The 16,049-nt window shown below is 69.8% G+C and carries 14 protein-coding genes and 1 pseudogene; 7 read left to right on the top strand and 8 right to left on the bottom strand.

Going from position 1 to position 16,049, the window contains the following annotated elements:
• Positions 1-88: 88 nt before the first annotated feature.
• The 4 genes from J7E94_RS24865 to J7E94_RS24850 form a co-directional block, all read right to left on the bottom strand.
• A complete protein-coding gene (locus tag J7E94_RS24865) occupies positions 89-1,069 on the bottom strand; it encodes a zinc-binding dehydrogenase (RefSeq protein WP_215019020.1) in 981 nt (326 codons plus the stop codon).
• 84 nt (positions 1,070-1,153) lie between these two features.
• The gene (locus J7E94_RS24860) at positions 1,154-1,738 is read right to left on the bottom strand and encodes a TetR/AcrR family transcriptional regulator (RefSeq protein ID WP_215019019.1); all 585 of its coding nucleotides are present in this window, start codon (positions 1,736-1,738) and stop codon (positions 1,154-1,156) included.
• 74 nt (positions 1,739-1,812) lie between these two features.
• Positions 1,813-2,217: a hypothetical protein gene (locus J7E94_RS24855; RefSeq protein WP_215019018.1), complete on the bottom strand. Its 405-nt coding sequence runs from the start codon at positions 2,215-2,217 to the stop codon at positions 1,813-1,815.
• Positions 2,217-3,359, bottom strand: coding sequence for a molybdopterin-dependent oxidoreductase (locus J7E94_RS24850; RefSeq protein WP_215019017.1), 1,143 nt, complete (start codon positions 3,357-3,359; stop codon positions 2,217-2,219). Before J7E94_RS24850 ends, J7E94_RS24855 begins: the two co-directional genes overlap by 1 nt.
• Positions 3,360-3,473: 114 nt before the next feature.
• Between J7E94_RS24850 and J7E94_RS24845 the strand changes: the two genes are divergently transcribed.
• Both J7E94_RS24845 and J7E94_RS24840 read left to right on the top strand, forming a co-directional pair.
• Positions 3,474-4,892, top strand: a complete 1,419-nt coding sequence (locus J7E94_RS24845; RefSeq protein WP_308345439.1) for a glycosyltransferase family 87 protein — start codon at positions 3,474-3,476, stop codon at positions 4,890-4,892.
• A gap of 1,141 nt (positions 4,893-6,033) precedes the next feature.
• Complete coding sequence (locus J7E94_RS24840) at positions 6,034-6,840, top strand: SDR family NAD(P)-dependent oxidoreductase (RefSeq protein WP_215019016.1); 807 nt, start codon at positions 6,034-6,036, stop codon at positions 6,838-6,840.
• 282 nt (positions 6,841-7,122) lie between these two features.
• On the opposite strand, the gene J7E94_RS24835 is transcribed toward J7E94_RS24840, so the two are convergent.
• Positions 7,123-7,800, bottom strand: coding sequence for a hypothetical protein (locus J7E94_RS24835; protein WP_215019015.1), 678 nt, complete (start codon positions 7,798-7,800; stop codon positions 7,123-7,125).
• Positions 7,801-7,889: 89 nt separating this feature from the next.
• Entirely contained in the window at positions 7,890-8,618 is a 729-nt protein-coding gene (locus tag J7E94_RS24830) for a hypothetical protein (RefSeq protein WP_215019014.1), read from the bottom strand.
• A gap of 661 nt (positions 8,619-9,279) precedes the next feature.
• Here J7E94_RS24830 and J7E94_RS24825 point away from each other — a divergent pair.
• Together J7E94_RS24825 and J7E94_RS36020 are read left to right on the top strand one after the other, a co-directional pair.
• The gene (locus J7E94_RS24825; RefSeq protein WP_215019013.1) at positions 9,280-10,026 is read left to right on the top strand and encodes a hypothetical protein; all 747 of its coding nucleotides are present in this window, start codon (positions 9,280-9,282) and stop codon (positions 10,024-10,026) included.
• Positions 9,921-10,947, top strand: a pseudogene (locus J7E94_RS36020) (sodium:proton antiporter). Before J7E94_RS24825 ends, J7E94_RS36020 begins: the two are co-directional and overlap by 106 nt.
• A 37-nt stretch (positions 10,948-10,984) precedes the next feature.
• Here J7E94_RS36020 and J7E94_RS24815 read toward each other — a convergent pair.
• The gene (locus J7E94_RS24815) at positions 10,985-12,046 is read right to left on the bottom strand and encodes a helix-turn-helix domain-containing protein (RefSeq protein ID WP_215019012.1); all 1,062 of its coding nucleotides are present in this window, start codon (positions 12,044-12,046) and stop codon (positions 10,985-10,987) included.
• Between the two features lie 261 nt (positions 12,047-12,307).
• Here J7E94_RS24815 and J7E94_RS24810 point away from each other — a divergent pair, with 261 nt between their 5' ends.
• Both J7E94_RS24810 and J7E94_RS24805 read left to right on the top strand, forming a co-directional pair.
• Positions 12,308-12,694 carry a hypothetical protein gene (locus J7E94_RS24810; protein WP_215019011.1) on the top strand — a complete coding sequence of 129 codons (387 nt, stop codon included), beginning with the start codon at positions 12,308-12,310 and terminating at the stop codon, positions 12,692-12,694.
• Between the two features lie 691 nt (positions 12,695-13,385).
• On the top strand, positions 13,386-14,216 hold the full coding sequence (locus tag J7E94_RS24805; RefSeq protein ID WP_215019010.1) for a DUF2182 domain-containing protein: 831 nt from the start codon (positions 13,386-13,388) through the stop codon (positions 14,214-14,216).
• A gap of 85 nt (positions 14,217-14,301) precedes the next feature.
• Here the strand turns inward: J7E94_RS24805 and J7E94_RS24800 are convergent, their stop codons facing one another.
• On the bottom strand, positions 14,302-14,925 hold the full coding sequence (locus J7E94_RS24800) for a DUF1326 domain-containing protein (RefSeq protein ID WP_215019009.1): 624 nt from the start codon (positions 14,923-14,925) through the stop codon (positions 14,302-14,304).
• 453 nt (positions 14,926-15,378) lie between these two features.
• On the opposite strand from J7E94_RS24800, the gene J7E94_RS24795 reads away from it, so the two are divergent.
• Positions 15,379-16,032 (top strand): DUF1326 domain-containing protein, encoded by a 654-nt coding sequence (locus tag J7E94_RS24795; RefSeq protein ID WP_215019008.1) that lies wholly within the window; start codon positions 15,379-15,381, stop codon positions 16,030-16,032.
• Positions 16,033-16,049: the final 17 nt, after the last annotated feature.

Below are 16,049 nucleotides of genomic sequence, written 5' to 3'. Positions count from 1 at the left end.
GGTGGGATCCGCAGCAGTGCGGGTCCCACCCTGAGCCGCTGACTCTCGGCCAGGCACCCCTCGGTGGGCTGGCGGAGGGTCTGAGGGTTCAGCCGACGGTGACGACCATCTTCCCGAGGGCCTCTCCTGCCTCCATGACCCTATGGGCTTCGACGATTTCGTCGAACCGGAAGACCCGGGCGGGACGGGCCCGCAGGGCACCGGCCTGGACCTTGGCGTAGATCTCGTCCAGCGGTACCTCGGTGAGCGGGAATGCGGGGGTGCCCAGGACGAAGGCGCTGCCGAAGAAGCTGAGCCGGACTCCGCTGGGGAGGTCGGCGATCGGGTCGAAGTCGCGTACAGGCTCGAATCCGCCCAGGAAGCCGAGCTGGCAGACCCGGCCGCGCGGCCGGACCGAGGCCAGCGAGTCACGCAGGACGCTGTTGCCGACGACGTCGAACACCGCATCGACGCCGATCCCCCGATCCGCGACCTGGGTGGCGAGCGCACCGTCGTCGATGAGTACGTCGGCGGCCCCGAGCTCCTGGAGCAGGGGCGCCCGCAGCGGGTCCCGGGTCGTGGCGAAGACGGTCGAGCCGTGGTCGACCGCCAGGTTGACCGCGGCTTGGCCGAGCGAGGAGGTAGCTCCCCTCACCAGGACGGTTTCGCCCGGTCGCAGGTCCAGATTGCCGAACAGGCCGCTCCACGCCGTTGCGTACACCTCGGGAACCGCCGCGAGATCGGCCCAGTCCAGCGTCGAGCGGACGGCCACCACGTTGGTCGCCGGCACGGTCACCAGCTCCGCGTAGCTTCCGTTGCGGGTCCGCCCCATGCCGCCAAGGATCGCCACGACCCGGGTACCGAGGGCGAGTTCACCTGAAGGGTCGGCCTCCACAACGCCGGCGCACTCGATGCCGGGGACGGCTGCGACCTTCCCCCAGGCGCCGCTGCGCATGTAGGCCTCGGCATGGTTGAGGCCGAACGCCGCGACCCGGATCAGCACTTCGCCGTCGGCGGGCACCGGGTCGGGCAGTTCGGTGAGGGTGAGCACCTCGGGTCCGCCGTGGGCGGAGATGACGATGGCCTTCATGTACCGACTCCATTCTTGAGCAGTCATTCAACTATCGGTGCGGAGAAAAGGGCCACCGCGAACGGTGGCCCGTACGCCTCGCCGTCAGGCGAGAGCGGCGAAGGCGTTGTCGACGATCGCGCGCAGGGGCGTCTCGTCGGGGTTCGCCTTCCCGACGACCATCAGCCCCTGGCAGGTGGCGACCAGCAGCTTGGCGCTGCCGGCACAGTCCAGCGAGGCGCGCACCTGCCCCCTGCGGGCCGCGTTCTCCAGCGCGTGCGTCATGCACCGCTCCAGCCGCGCCAGGTGGCCGCGGACGACGGCCGCCGCCTCGTCGTCCTCGGCGGCGTTCTCGATGGCCGTGTTGACGAGCAGGCAGCCCTGCCGGCCTTCGGGGCTGAGCAGATCGCGCACCAGTCCGTCGAAGTAGCCGCGGATCTCGCCCACCGAGGCGCCCGGAGCCTCCAGCTCGCCCAGCTTCTGGGGGACGACCAGCTTCGAGTACCGCTCCAGCGACTTCAGGAACAGCGCACGCTTGCCGCCGGGGAAGGCACCGTAGAGACTGCCGGGCTTGACTCCCGTCGCCTTCACCAGATCCTCGACGGACACCGCCCGGTACCCGCGCTCCCAGAACCGCAGCATGGCCGCGTTCAGAACGGCGTCGGGCTCGAACTCTCGCGGTCTGGGCATGAGAAGAAAATACATGAGCGACCATTCAAGAACAATGATCGAGCCCGGCGGATTCTCCGCGGTCACCGCTCCGATCAGGCCCGACGGCCCACCCGGCGCGCCACGGCACGCACACCGACGTACGCAAGGGCGAACAACGCGACGGCGGCCATGGCCAGCAGCCAGTTGCGCAGGTAGTCGAACGGCAGGACGGTGGGGTTGGCCACGCCCACCGGACGCAGCAGCGGGGGAAGCGCGATCGCGGTGAGGGAGCCCGTGACGATCAGGGCCGCACGCGGAACCCCGTGCAGGCGCAGGCCGGCCACCGCAACGACGGCGGCGATCGCCATCACGACGGGCGCGACGAACCCGTCGTGCACCACGACCGCTCCCCCGAGCCAGACGGCGATCCGCCACGGCTCGGGCTGCTGAAGGAGCAGCCACCCGCCCCAGGCCGCGCACACCAGCCCGAATCCGCCGGTCACGTACCGAAGGTTCATCACGCCACCTCCAGTCGGCCGACCCACTTGGTCTGCAGGACGCCGGGCCGGTTCGGGGCGATGATCCGTGCCGGGTAGCCGTGGTCCAGGGACAGCACCTCGCCGTTCAGCCGGAGCGCGAGCAGCGTGAGCGGGTCCTGTGCGTAGAGGCGTCCCATCTCCATCACCCGGTAGGCGCCCGCCGCTTCGAGGGACACCACTCGGGCCCGTGATCCCGGGCCACCTCCCGCCCGCTCCAGGAGGTCCCGTACCCGCACCCCGGTCCAGTGCGCGGACTTGCTCCACCCTTCGACGCAGGCGATGGGCAGGACGACGTCATGCTGCGGCATGGCGCGCAACTCCTCCAACGTGAGGCTGTAGGGACGCGGCCCGTCCACGGTCAGCCGCCAGTCGGCCAACGAGGCCTCGGAGACGCGCGCGGCGGCGGCCGTCCGGTTCACGGGGAGCCCTTGGGCCCCGTGGGCAGGGCTGCGCGGGCCGAACAGTTCCAGCGAGCCGAGTGCGGTGACGGACTGTCCGACCGTGGTGAGCGTGACTGCTCCGACCGCGGCTGTGACGCCGAGGAGGAGCTGTCGGCGGTCGGGCCCATCGGCTTCGGGCAGGGTCAGGGTTCCGGGGGAACGAAGCGTGAAGTGGTCGCGGATCTTCGGCCATTGCACTGCGACGTGCAGCAGGAGCGATCCCAGCAAGAGCCAGGCGACCGCGTAGTGCACGGGAACGAAGTTGAAGGGCCACGGGTACCACTGGAAGGTGTTCAGCAACCCGGTGAACAATTCGAACAGTCCGGCCGCGACCAGGACCGCCACCGAGATCCGCTCTAGGACGTGGAGGACCGATCGCACCGGAGGCCAGGCGAAGAGCCGCGGGTAGACCGCCCACAACTTGGCGAGCAGCAGTGGGATCGCGGCGATCCCGGAGGCCACGTGCAGACCCTGGGTGAGCCGGTAACCCCAGTACGGGCGGCTCGGCAGCGAGTCGGCCAGCCATCCGGGCGGGTGCTGGAGGTAGTGGCTCAGCACACCGGTCGCGAAGCAGACGGCCATGGCCAGGCCGAGCCAGCGGCCGATGGCGGTCGCGGTGCGGGCATCGTGCAGGCGCGCCTTGAAGGTGACGGGCGGCCCGGAGGGCAGGGTGAAACGCATGCCCCCATCACACCCCCGACGAGGCCCGAGCAGGCCTCCGGAACACCTTACGAAACACGGACATCCGAGGGGGCACGGCCCGCAGGAGAGCCGATCCCTGGAACGATTCCGCAGGTGAAAGCCCCTACCGCCCTCACTCCTCGCACCGCGCCGGTGGCCACCGCCCTCGCCCTCGCCGCACTCACGACGCTCCTCGCCCGCACCATCGTATACGGGGGCTACTTCAGCGACCCGGTCGGCCTGTTCTGCTGGTACGCGGCCTGCTGGGTGCTCTTCGCCGTCGCGCTGCTGGCTCTGCGCCAGGTCTCGGCTCGCCACGTCGCGTGGCTGATCGCCGCGGGGGCGGTCGCCGTCACGGTGACCGGGTTGATGGGACCACCGCGGACCAGCACCGACTCCTACCGCTACGCCTGGGACGGCCGCGTCCAGTCCGCCGGCATCTCCCCGTACGACCACACCCCCCAGGACCCGGCGCTCGCCCGGCTCCGCGACCCCTGGCTCTTCCCCACCGGCGCCGCCTGCACCGGCCCGGACCTCGCGCCCGTCCCGCCCACCGACGGCACGCGCCACTGCACCCGCATCAACAGGCCCGCCGTGCACACCATCTACCCGCCCGTCGCCGAGGCGTACTTCCTGGCCGTCGACCGGCTCTCCCCCGCCGGCGCCCGCCACAAGCCGCTCCAGATCGGCGCCGCCCTGGTCTCCCTCGGCGTCACGGGCGCACTCCTCCTGATCCTGCGGCGGCGTGGCGACCACCTCCGCAAGGCCGCGTACTGGGCCTGGTGCCCGGCCGTTCCCGTCGAGGCGGTCAACAACGCCCATGTCGACGTCCTGGGCGTGCTCCTCGCGGTCGCCGGCCTCGGCCTCGTCGCCTCCCGGGCACTGACCCGGCGGGCGGCGGGCGGCGTGCTGATCGGTGCCGCCATCGCCACGAAGCTGATGCCGGCCGTCGTCCTCCCCGGGGCGCTGTCCGGGGTCCGCCGTGTGCGCGACGCGGCCGTCGTACTGCTGCCCGCCGCTGCCTTCGTCGTACTCGCCTACTTCCCTTACGTGCTCCTCTCGCACGGCTCGGTCTTCGGCTACCTCGGCGGCTACGTCGAGGAGGAGGGCTACGACGACGCCTCGGCCGGGTCCCGCTATTCGCTCCTGCGCCTGGTCCTGCCGGACACCTGGGCCTTCCCCGTACTGCTCGCCATCGTCGCGGGCGTCTGCCTGTACGTGATGTGGCGCGGGGACCCGCGACGCCCCTGGAGCGGCGCCCTCCTGATCACCGGGTGGTCCTTCGTCCTCCTCACCCCCGGCTACTCCTGGTACGCGCTGCTCCTGATCGCCCTCGTAGCCCTGGACGGACGCTGGGAATGGCTCGGCATCCCCCTCGCAGGCGCCGCCGTCTACGTCCTCGCCCCGACGCTCCACTTCCAGCCGTCGCTGAGCAACATCGCGTACGGGGCCGCAGCCGCCCTCGTCCTCATGATGAGCCAGGTCCGACGAGGAGCCTCGACTCAGCCGGTCGACAACCCGGCCACGCCATAACAGCAAGGCTCTCCCCCGCCACCGCCCCAGAGCCAGGCGAACGACGCCCGGTGTCGCTCGAGGGACACGACACAGGAAGCCGCCCGGCACCGCATCCCTCGGGGCCTGATCGCGGGCGCGGACAAGGCCATCCCTCCGGCCCTGGACCGCTTCCCGGAACGGCGTTCAGCCCGGAAGTCGATCTTCCGCCGCTCTGCTGCGGGTCGGCGGCAGTCCACCGGGCGGAACCTGCTGCCTGCCGACGCCAGCGGGCAGGCAGTTCCGGGAAGAGGTCGCATGCCCACCCCCTGGCCGAGGCCACGGTCCATCACCTGCTCCCCCACACCGCCGGCCTGCCCCTGCCGGCCCACCTCAAGAACCTCTACGGCTCCGACCCCACGACGTCCGCGACGTAGCCCTCCACGAAGCGCTCCGCCGCCGACCCGACGCGGCCGTCGAGTACACCGACCGGGCCGCGCTCGCCTTCGGTTACTCGCCGGACACCTCTCGAGCCGGCCCCTGGCCCGGCTCGCCACCGACCGCGTCCGGCGCCGCTGGGCATGACCCGTACCCGCTTCGGCCCCCTCTCCTCCACCGAGGCGGCCCGCTGTGCGGAAGCCGCCGCGTACACCGGCGACCTCGATCATGACTGGCATGGCAACGGACCGGGATGACGGTCCGTGGCGCGAGGCTGGAGGCGGGTGACCTGAACACCGCCCGGGCCATGGGGGGCCGGGCTCACGCACCGCGTGCCGCTCACCCGTCGCACGCGCGTCATCAGGAGCGCGTCAAGATCGATCGCTGCGCGAAAGGAAGGCGTCAAGGAGTGCCGACAGGGCTGTGTAGACAGGGGAGAAGCGACGTCAAGGGCGCGTTCGGAAACTTGTCTCCGCAGGTCGGATGCGCTGGGATGGGTTCATGAACAGCGGTCCGCGCTACGACGACCGGCCACCGAGTCAGGTGCCGCCGGCAGCGCCCGCTGCCCGCCCGGCCGTCTGACATCGGCCGCGCGTCGTTCGCGTACCTGCCACACCGCCGGCCTGAAGGGCGTTGTTCCGGGCACCGTACGCGTCCTCACCTTCACCGCAGGAGCTGAACCCGTGTCCTGGCGTCCCGCCGGGGCGCGGAGCACGTCAACCATGCCCGTTTCCAGGAATCCGACATGCCTTCATCCCTGTCCGGACGTACCGTCCTCGTCACCGGCGCCACCTCCGGCATCGGCTTTGAGACCGCCCGCCAGCTCGCCGAGCGCGGCGCCACCGTCCTCCTCCACGGCCGCACCCCCGATGAGGCGCAGGCCGCCACCGACCGGCTGATCACCACCGCCGGCATCAACGGCTCATCCCTGCGCTCCCTCGCCGCCGACTTCGCCCACCTCGACGAGGTCGAGAGCCTGGCCCACACGGTAGTGCGCGAGCACCCGCGTCTCGACGTACTCGTCAACAACGCGGCCATCGCCGCACCTGAGCGCCACACCGTCACGGCCAACGGCAACGAGATCGCCTTCCAGGTCAACTTCCTCGCCCACTACCTGCTGACGAACCTGCTCGAGCCGGCGCTCACCACCGAACCCGGTGGCCGGGTCGTCAACGTCTCCTCCTCGCTCCACCCCACCGCCACGATCCAGTGGAACGACCCGCAGCGCCTGCGCCGTTACTCCCGCCTCGCCGCGTACGCCCAGTCCCAGCTGGCACTGACCGTCTTCGCCGCGGACCCGCGCGTCACCGCCGTCTCCGTCAACCCTGGCATCTGCGACACCGGACTCCTCCCGCTGTACGCGAACGAGGGGGTGCCCGCCTCTGAGGGAGCGCAGCACGTCGTACGGCTCTGTGACCCGGCCACCGAGATCGTCAACGGCGCCTACTACGACCGCTCCGAGCGCGTCGCCCCGGCGGCGGCCGCCACCGACGACCGGACCGTCAAGCGCCTCAACAAGCTCGCCGACCTCCTCGTCGGACACACCGCCTGAAGGGGTCCACGGACATGTCCAAGCGCGCACGCAAGAAGAGGACCCGCCGCAAGAAGGGCTCCAACCACGGCAGCAAGCCCTCCTGCTGATCATCAGCCACCCCGCTGGGGCGGCCCTCCGACGGGGCCGCCCCGCCGCCTGCTCGCCGCGAGCGCGGGCTTCCGCGCCGAACGCGAGTACGGCCACTACGCGGCCGCCTATCCCGCCGCCACCGGAAGAGTGGCGGCGAGATAGGCGGCCATGCTCGCCCGATCCGGCACCTCCGCCCACCGCGCGCCAGGGCTACCGGAATTCGGCCAGTCGGGGTCGCAGGCCGAGCACGGTCAGCCCGGCCGCCAGCAGCAGTGCCACCCCGGCAACCGGGGCGAACGTGCCCAGTGCTCCGCGTCCTTCGTGGACGGCCAGGTCGAAGTGCCGCTGATTGATGGCGGTGACCTGGTCCAGAGCTTTCATCCACTCGCCGAAGTGGGCGTTGGATGTGTCCGGCGCCCAACCGACGCAGAAGACCGTGGCCTCCTGGGTCTTCCCCTCGGTCACCAGCCGTCGGAAGGTACGGTCGTCGTGCTGGTAGACGGCGTACGCCGCGACGGTCTTCTGGGCGGCCTCATGCTCACCCGCGAAGGTGATGTTGTCCAGCTCGCGCCGGTACTCGCCGGTGAACCGCCTGTCCTCGTTGTTCCTCCGGTACGCGGCCCAGGTCTCGTCGAGTCGCTGGTCGTACGTGTCGAGTCCCGCGCCCGCGATCCCGTACGACTGCTGTGACTTGTCGAGGAAAAACCGCTCGTACGTGGGCCGACGGTCCGGGTCCAGGAGGTATCGGCTCTCGTCCGCGTTGGCGTCGTAGCCGATCGCCTTGGACCGCGACAGTGCGACGACGGAGTCGAAGGAGTCCCGGCGGGCCACCTTCATCTGCTCGTAGTTGATCGTGAGCAGCTGCGCGCCGCACAGCACCGCGACCACGGCGCAGAGGGTCGCGGCGATCAGTCCCGGGTTGAAGACCCGGTTGAAGCGGCGGGCGAGACCGATCTGGAGCAGGAGGAGCGCTGCGATCAGCAGGACCCGAGGACGGCTTCAGCAGTCCGCTGCACCATGAGATCGCTCCTCGCCGCATCGTACTGGCGCTCGTACACCGTGTCATTGGCGTCGACGAGCTTGCGGGCCTCTGGAAGCAATCGGTCGGCGAGGAGGTCGGTAGCGGCCCGGTAGTCCTCCCGAGCGGCGTCCTTCCCGCCGGGGCGGCTGTCGTTCTCCAGCGCTCGCCCGATCAGTTCCTGGTAGTGCGCGAAGTCGTCGGTGAGCGTCACAACGGTCGCCTCGGTGGCCGGGTCTCCCTCTGCGGCGGCACCGAGCGTGCGCAGCGAGCTGCTGATGGTCTGCTGGGCGTCCTTGTAGAAGCCGTTGGCCTGCACATAGGACTCTTCCAGGCGGCCCTTGCCGGAGCCCGAATCACCGCTGGAGAGGAGGATGTTGGCTGCCTGCGCGTCCATGTCGTTGAGCGCGAGGTTGAGCTGGGTCGCCGAGATCGTGCGGGGCACGTCACGCTGCGCCGTCTGGTTCCAGGTGTCGGCCGCCCCCGTCGCCGCGACCGCGAGCAGGATCAGCAACCCGGCTGCGAGGAGCACGCACGCCACGCGGGCGAGGCGCAGCCGGCCGGGCAGGGTGCCCCAGTAGCGGTCGGCGAGCCGGCGGGCCTGCCGGGCGAGTGTGACCGTGTGGGGATCGCGTCGCCGCGACTGCCCTCCTCGCGGTTCCCCCTCTTCCCTCGATCCAGTGACCATCCAGCCCGGAACGTCTGGTACGGGGATCTCCGCAGCAGTTTCCGGGACCCCGGCTCCCTGACTGGGCTCAGTACCGGCGGTGATCGTCACACGCGCCTCCAGCCTCACACCCGGGCCGCTCGTACGTCCCGTGTGCACGCCAGCATCAGGCTCAACTGTTCGATACACCTGGGATGTTGATGGCATTCATACGCGGGGAGGTCGGCATTTCGACGGACCCTTGATGGCATGAGCCGCCCTCCCCCTGCCATAGCCGGACAGACCCTATTAGTTCCCTTACGAACTCACGCCGCCTCAACAGCAGGCGGGCCCGGACTGCGGGCCCACGGCCTAACACCGCTCCTGCGCGGCTGGAGTACGGCCTTAACCTCCGCTGACCGCCCCGCTCCCAATCGCCCCCACAACATCCCACCCCTCCCGCCGTCTGCCTCCCCCGAGCGCCAGCCGACCAAGATCCGGACCATTTCCGGGCCAGCCCCCCCCAAGGTGCCGTGCGTAGCGCCGTTTTCGCTGGTCAGCCTGAGTGCAGTCTTCAAGGGCCCGCCCTTGGCGCGACATCAAGGGAAACCGGCTGGTCACGGCGCTCGGGAGAGGCGCGGTGGTCGTATGTGGTCGCAGGCTGGAGGCACCCACTTCCCTCCGCCTCCCGGAGGCGATCCCCATGCGTACCAGCGTCGGCCGCGGCCGTATCTACCGCCGCTGCGGCTGCCGGGACACCCATCATCACCAGCTCGGCGCACGCTGCCCCCGCCTGGTCACCGACAGCGAGCACGGCACCTGGAGCTTCGCTGTCGATGTCCCCGCCCCGGACCGCCGCCGCATCACGGTGCGGCGGGGCGGATTCCCCACCCAGGACGCGGCCGAGCAGGCCCTGGGCCGGTTCCTTGAGGGCGAGGCCGGCGGATACAACGCGGACCCGAACCAGACGGTCACCGCCTATCTGAACGCGTGGCTGGGAGCGAAGGCCCTCGTACTGAAGCCGACCACCATGGCCCGATACCGCGACTACGTCCGCAACGACCTCGTCCCGGCCTTCGGCACCCTCATGCTCGATCAGCTCGCCCACCGGCACATCTCGGCCTACGTCACGTGCCAGCTCGCCGCCGGCCGAGGCCGGACCACCCTCTACCGGTGCCTGGCCACCCTCTCCAGCGCCCTCGGCGACGCCGTCCGCCAAACCGTCTGCCCCACAACCCGGCCAGTCCCCCGGTCCTGCGCCGCCCAGCGTCGCCGGAGCGGCGGATATGGACAGCGGAGGAGGCCGCCCGCTTCCTCGTCTACTGCCACCAGGCCGATCCCGAGATGGCCGACTTGTTCGAGTTCCTCATCGGCACCGGCCTGCGCAAGGGCGAAGCCCTCGGCCTGCACTGGGACGAGGTCACCACCGTACTGTTGGTCGCCCCCGTGACGCTCCTGGTCTGTGACCGGCTGAAGCTGTCACCCATTCCGTTCCTGCTCGCCGAAGTGTTCGCCTCCAACATCGGCGGCACCGCCACGCTCCTCGGCGACCCGCCCAACATCATCATCGCCAGCCGGGCCGGCCTCACCTTCAACGACTTCCTGGTGCACCTCGCCCAGCTGGCCGCGGTCCTGACCGTCGTCCTGGTGCTGCTGTGCCGGGTGATGTTCGCCAAGCACTTCGTCTACGACGAGAAGCGCGCCGCCGAAATCATGGAGCTGCGCGAACGCGAGGCGATCAAAGAGCCCCCGCCTTCTGATCCAGGGCCTCGGCGTCCTCGCGCTGGTCGTCGCCGGATTCGTCCTGCACCCCGTCCTGCACTACGAACCCAGCGTGGTCGCCCTCCTCGGCGCCGGCCTGCTCATCGCGATCTCCAAGGTCGAGACCGGCGAGGTGCTCGGGGAGGTCGAGTGGCCCACCCTCGCCTTCTTCGCAGGCCTTTTCGTCATGGTTGGCGCCCTCATCGAGACCGGCGTCATCGGCGAGCTCGCCGGGCACCTCGCTGACATCATCGGCGGAGCCCAAGTGGGCGGAACGATGCTCCTGCTGGGCGGCTCCGCCGTGCTGTCGGGGATCGTCGACAACATCCCCTACGTCGCCACCATGACCCCCGTAACCAGCGAGCTAGTCACCGACATGGGCGGCGACCCCGACCACGTCATGTGGTGGGCCCTCGCCCTCGGCGCGGACCTCGGCGGCAACGCAACCGCCATCGGCGCTTCCGCCAACGTCGTCGTCCTCGGCATCGCCGAACGCAACCGCCACCCCATCACCTTCTGGCAGTTCACCAAGTACGGCCTGATCGTCACCGCCGTCACCGTCGCCATCTCCGCCCTCTACCTGTGGCTGCGCTACTTCGCCCTGGCGTAGGAACCGACCAGCCCCTCCCCTTCACCCCGTGCGGCGCTCAGGCCTCCGTGTCGGGCCAGCCCAGCAGGCGGGCGCCGATGACTGCCGTCTGGAGCGTGTAACGGTTCACCGGGTCGGCCGGGTCGGCGCCGGTCAGGCTGTGGATCCGCTCCAGCCGGTAGGTCAGCGCCCGCACGCTCAGCGACAGCCGACGCGCGGCCTCGGTCGCCACGCAGCCGCTGTCGAAGTACGCGGTGAGGGTGTCGATGAAGGACCGGGCGCCTCCACGCCCCTTGCGGAGCGGGCCCAGCACGCTTTCCACCAGCTCGGCCATCGCCTGGCGGTCCCGTGTCAGGACCGGATAGACCAGCAGATCCGCGGCGTGCAGCACCGGCGCGTCCAGGCCCATCCGCTCCGCCAGATCAAGCGCGTTGAGCGCCTCCTCGTACGAGTGCACCACGCCGCCGGCGCCGGGATGCGAGCGGCCTATGGCCACCTTCCCGCCATCGGTGGCCGCGTACGCCTGCTTCGCGAAGAACGCCAGGACGTCCGGCTGGTCACCGGGAGCCACGCAGATCAGCCGCCCGTCCTTCGTGGTCAGAAGGATCTGCCGACCCGTGAACCGGGTCAGCAGCGCCGACTCGATGCCACGGGCCATCGGATACCCGTCCCCGTACGGCTCCGGGCCACTGGCCACGGCCACTGCGTGAGCCCGGGACAAGCGCAGCCCGAAGCGTTCCGCCCGCTCCGCCAGCCGGCCCAAATCGCTGCGCCCGTACAGCAAGTCGTCGATGAACTCCCGGCGCGCTGCCTCCTCCTGGCGGACCGCATGGTGCTGCGAGCGCTCGTACCCCTCGGCGAAGGCGTCCACCGCTTGCTGGACCGCCGCCAACAGCGAACCCGCCGCCCCGGCCGGCACCGTCGGCAGCACCTCCTGCGCCACTGCCAGGTGGTGCCGGACGAGCCCGCGCAGCGCGAACCCTGCCTCGGCAGCTCGCTGCCCCAGCTCCCGGCGGGAGTCCAGCTCGGCACGGTTGAGCCGGCGCCCCGTCGCGCAGGCGCTCACCAGAACCTCGCCGTACCCCGCCACATGCTCGTCCAGCGCTGCCCACTCAGCCACGGAACTCCCCCGACCACGACGCCGCAACGACGCCCCCTTGATACGTGAACCAGGGTGCCACAGGCAGCGAAGGACGCTTCCACCGGCACAAAGAGAGCGTAAAGTCTGCCGGTCAACGGCAATGTGGTTGCCCTGCGAGGCGGAGAAAATGAAGGCACGGGGAGAGACCGCCCGGACACCGCGCCAAGAAGGACTGTGACGGCGTCCGGGTGGTACCGGCTCACTCAGCCGGAAGGAGTCCCCCGTAGAGAAAAGAGAAACATGAACGCCGCCGCGATCTCCGTCCCTGCCTGGTGGCTCATCGCCACCGCTGCCACAGCAGTCTTCCTGATACCGCTCATCTCTTGGATGCCGACGAAACGCCTGAGAACACGGATGCTCTTCGCACCGGGATTCATGGCGGCATTCGCAGCCGCCCGCTACTACGCCGAGAACATGCAGCCCGAACAGGCCCTGTCCATGTATGCGATGGTCATCTTGGCCTTCCCGCTGGGTTTGCTGGGGCGTCGCCGGGAACTGGCCCGCATCGCAGCCAGTGACAAACGTGGCGGACCGTCCGCGGAGAAGCAGTGGTCCGCCCCCATGACGGCCCAGTTCCTCGTCGTCCTCCTGTCCGCCGTCGGCCTTTGGCTCTGGCTCGTATGGTGACCCGCCCTGGTCGACGCACTGCACCTTGACCCGCCACCCCCAACGCGGACGCGTCAACGCCGGGCCATGCCTCGTCGCGTGATCAGGGTGGAGGACTGTTTTGGGACTACGGCTGCCCGCCCCCAGGAGAATGGACGGCTGCGCCAGCAACAAACTGTCGGCTAACGACCGAAGAGCGGCCTCTGTGAGGGGCGGCCCTCGACCGTGCCCTATGTGGTGAGGCGGGAGAAGCCGTCTGTAGCTGCGACGGCGCCAGAGGACGCCGGCCACGCAAGGTGATCAGCCGGTGCTGGCCGGGACCCTTGGAATCCGGCCGGTGCCGGCTGCTGCCGCACGGCGAGCCGTTCCGGGGCGGGGCTGGGCGGGGTGAGGCGGGGCCGGTGCATTCGGTCGGCTTATTCGGCGTCCCCGAGGCTCGGGTCAGCTGAGCGCGGAGCCCCGGGACTGTCAGGCTGATTACGGGGCCCGTGCATGGGCTGCTGCGGCGCTTCCAGCCCCTGCGCCGCTGACCGGGCGGTCAACGCGGCTCGGCGGCGCTCTCGACTCGCCTCCCAGGTTTTGGGCCTTCCAGTTCTGTGATCTGCTGGAGGTGTCGTCAGACCCGTCTCGGCCATGCGTGCGTGTACTACCGCCATCGGTGCGGAACGGGTGTCTGAGGCGGCAGGCAGCTCGCGTCCTTGGGAGGCGTTCCATGCCGCATCTCCGCCTGGCCCCGCCGGCACCCACGCGGCCCGGAGTTCTCTTGCCCGCGCGCGATCTGGCAGTCGCGTGGTTCCTGATGGTGTTGCTGGCCGCCCTGGCGTGGGTGCTCACCATCGGCCAGTCCCGCCACATGGGGATGCAACCCGGCACCATGGGCTTGGCGCTGCCCCTCTTCCTGCTGCTGTGGGTGGTCATGATGGCGGCGATGATGCTGCCCTCGGTGGCACCGGTAGCCATCACGTGGGTACGCGGGATCAACCGCCGCTCGACCGGCCCTGCCCGCACCCTGCGGATCGCCGAATTCGTCAGTGGGTATCTCCTCGCCTGGACCGCCTTCGGGCTGCTCGCGTACGGCGCCTTGGCGGCCACCGGACACCTGGTGGACCGCAACCCCGGGACGGGCCGCTGGATCGGCGCCGCCGCATTCCTCCTCGCGGCAGCTCAGCAGTTCGGGCCACTGAAGCGGGTCTGCCTGCGGCACTGCCGGAACCCGATGTTCCAGCTGCTCCAGTACTCGCGTTATCGGCCCTGGGCGAAGGACCTGCGGGTCGGGGCGCACCACGGGCTCTACTGCGTCGGATGCTGCTGGGGCCTGATGATCGTCCTGATCCCGCTCGGCCTCATGAACGTGGCCGCGATGGCAGGACTGGCGGCCGTGATCTTCCTGGAGAAACTCTGGCGGCAGGGACCCTGGCTGACCTGGGCCGTCGGCTTCGCGTTCCTCGTCCTGGCCGTACTCGCCCCGTTCCAGGACTGGCTGCTGCCCGGCCTGGAGACATCCGCTCCACCCATGGACCAGATGACCGGCTGGGCAGGATGAACGGTCGCCGTGGGCCGTGCGGGAAGAGCCCTGTGCGGCGGTCATCCTCCCGCGTTCCAACGAAACCGGTTGTTGCTCGCCTGACTCAACCCCGTCCGGTGGGCGCACCCTCGGGCTGTTCGCTGGAGAAGGCGTAGTCGGACACCTCGCCATACGCACCATCGAACGACAGCCCGAAGGCATTCGAACTACCTGTGGTGCGGCCCAGCGTGAACTCCGGAGAGAACCCGAACATCGCGTTCTTCATCGTCGTGGGCCCTCCATCGGGCCCCCTGAGAGGCTCGAATTCGAGCTCGGTCTTCCCGCCGACGCTGAGTCGGGGCTGCTCTCCGTCGGACAGGGAGACGCTCGCCCGCTCCACGCCCAGATTCTCGCCGTAGAACTGCGAGAGCTCGCCGAACGCACCACCTTCGCTCCCGGACACGATGCGTGCCACCGCGTCCGTCTGTTCGTCAGTGGCTCCCTCGTCGATGACCAGGCCGACTTTCCAGTTGCCGGAGGTCAGGTTGGAGGGGAAGTGGTTGTAGAGGACGAAGTCCACCCCGGACAGGTTCACATCGTCCAAGCGCCCTTCTTCCACATGGAAGGCGGCGCACCCGAGGCATTCCTCACGCCCCTGCGGGTCGTGCGGCTTCGCATCGACGGCGCAGCCGCACACCACCGCACATGAGCAACCAGCCAAGTAGTTGCCGGAAATACTCCAGGTCATGACTGCTCCCGATCGCTTGATAGTTGCCGTCGTCCGATAGCGCGGACGACGCCGGCATGGAGAGCGGCGGGTGGGGAGCGCGCGGCCGGCGGAGCAAACACACTGGAGATCAGAGACGCGTGTCTGCCCCCGGCAACGGCCGTACGAGACGCCCCGCTGTCCTTCCGTGCGACGCAAGTCTCCATGATCGACCAGCTCCACGGGCAGATGTCAGTCCAGCCCCCGGGAGTTCCTCTCCTTCAAGGCTAGGCGTGCACTCCGAGAGAGTACAGACACCGCACGCCTTGACCGGTGTCGCCCCGATGGCCGCGCTCGCGGGCAACCCGGCCCTTGCCCACGTGGCAGCGGGAGGATAATTGATGACGACCCGTGCCACCGAGCGCCTGTGTTGACGTCCCGCGGGGCATCGCCGACGGTGATTCCCGCCCGTGCGGGCCACGAGGAGGCGACGAGATGTCCGAGACGACAGCGGCTGTTCCGAGATGGCACGCGGCCGGTGACTGGTTCGATACGTGCAGGTGCAATGTCCCCTGCCCCTGCTCGTTCGCCCAGCTGCCCACCTACGGTGAATGCGACGGTGTCCTGGCCTGGCACATACGCGAGGGTAACTACGGTGATGTACCGCTGGACGGCCTCAATGTACTGATGCTCGGCTTCTTCGTCGGCAATGTGTGGGCCGAGCACACCGACTCCTACGCGGCAGTATTCCTCGACGAGCGAGCCGACGACGCACAGCGTGAAGCCCTGCAGATGATCTTCGGCGGCCAGGCCGGCAGCTGGCCGGCCGAAATGGTGAGCATGATGAACGCCGAGATGCGGGGCATGGATTTCGCCCCTATCGAGATCGAGGTCGACGAGGACCTCGGCGGCTGGCGAGCCACGATCCCCGGCCGCGTCGAGGCGACCGCCGTGGCGCTCACCGGACCGACCACACCGGAGGGTGCGCGGGTCCAGTCGACCAACCTGCCGGGCTCGGAGACCGGGCCGGGACAGGTCGCGACCTGGGGCCGCTCCACGGCGGACCGCGCCGACGCCTTCGGCTTCCACTGGAGCCGGGAGGGCCAGTCCAGCAAGCACATCACCTTCGACTGGACAGGCCCTGACTAAGACCGACCGGCAAATGG

This window comes from Streptomyces sp. ISL-94, assembly GCF_018614075.1.
Lineage (GTDB): Bacteria > Actinomycetota > Actinomycetes > Streptomycetales > Streptomycetaceae > Streptomyces.
This window is presented reverse-complemented; position numbering and strand designations above follow the sequence as displayed.